1 protein-coding gene is annotated in these 1464 nt (G+C 38.7%); it reads left to right on the forward strand.

Annotated elements, in window-relative coordinates; translation table 11 throughout:
• A partial coding sequence (locus BN200_RS08335; protein ID WP_019222108.1) for an autotransporter outer membrane beta-barrel domain-containing protein occupies positions 1 to 1464 on the forward strand: 1464 nt, incomplete at both ends.

Here is a 1464-nt window from a genome sequence, read left to right on the forward strand (position 1 = left end):
AAAATCCTGAAATTGCTGGGGTTCATGCAACGGATGGAGAAGAAAAAAGCCTTAACAATGTTTTTATCCGCGCTGGGTTTTCTGGAGTGCGCGCGACTAAAAAAGCAACCGCTACAATTACAAAATCAACAATACACGCAAATTCGTTTGCACTTGCTGTATCAGAAGGTGGGTGCGTTAATGCTAAGGAAATTGAGGCAAATTCCCTACAGGGTGCTCTATCGATTACAAATGGCATCATTAATGTTCAAGATTCAATCCTAGAAGCTAAAAAAGAATCTGGTATTATTTTTCACACAATTCTAGACTTTTTTGTAAAAGAGGGTGATGAAGTTGTAAATAAAGCAATTCTTAATAATACAAAACTTTTTGTGAGAAATGGTAGCGCTATTGTAGGACCATTGTCTTCAAAGTCTGTTGCTGAGGTTCAACTTAGAAATTCAGAAATTCGTTCTGATGTATTATTGAAAAACCATGTAAAAAAGGCAACAGACTCAGATCCTCATCCTGTCACTTTCATATTAACCGCCGATAATTCGGTTATGGAAGGAAGAGCAAGGACCTTAAAAGAAAATACGACAGTTTTTAATTTGAGCAATAAGAGCAAATGGTATTTAAATGTCAGTCGATACGACATAGATCGTGATGCGAGTGTATTTAGTTATAAGCTTCATGACATTAAGCAACGCGCACTTTCTACCGTTTCCGTACTGAACCTTAGTAATAGCTCTATCGTGTTTAATAAGCCCCATGAATTGGCAAAAGACCAATATCAAATCTTGAGTGTAGGAAAGGTACAGACAACTGAGGGTTCTAGATCAGAAGGAAATAGGAATTCTGCTACGAAAGCTGTTTACAATGCAACAGGCGATGCAAATATTTATTTCAATATCGAATGGAATAATGGTCTACCAAAAGAACAGCAAAAAGCTGATCGCCTTCTTGTCCATGGTGATGTATCAGGCACCACAACAGTTCATATCAGTAATGTTTTGAAAAGCGAAAAAGCAAAAGAAGGCAGCGCTGTTCCCTTGAATGCGCGTGGTGTCTCGCTCATTCAGGTTTCTGGAAAAGCAGAGGAAAATTCCTTCAAACTAGCAAATGGCTACACCACAATGGGTGGTTTACCCTATAAATATACACTCAATGCCTATGGACCAAAATCAAGTCGTGGCAAGGCAGATAGCACTCAAAGCTATTTGGGAGAGATATCTCAAGAACCAAAAGAAAGCGCTCCAACAACCAATACGAGCCATCTTGTATTAGGGGGCATTGTTGTAGAAATTGAAAAAGATGTGAAAGGAACAGCGACATCCAGCAGTAGAGAAGCAAATGTTGCACAAAGCCACGTAAGAGGAAATGAGAATTTTTGGGATTTCCGTTTACAGAATGCCACTCTTGATAAAGAAGCAAAAATCAAAGCCCTTGTTCCACAAGTAGCAAGTTATTTGGTTATGCCTAATA

The organism is Bartonella senegalensis OS02 (assembly GCF_000312545.1).
GTDB classification, from domain to species: domain Bacteria; phylum Pseudomonadota; class Alphaproteobacteria; order Rhizobiales; family Rhizobiaceae; genus Bartonella; species Bartonella senegalensis.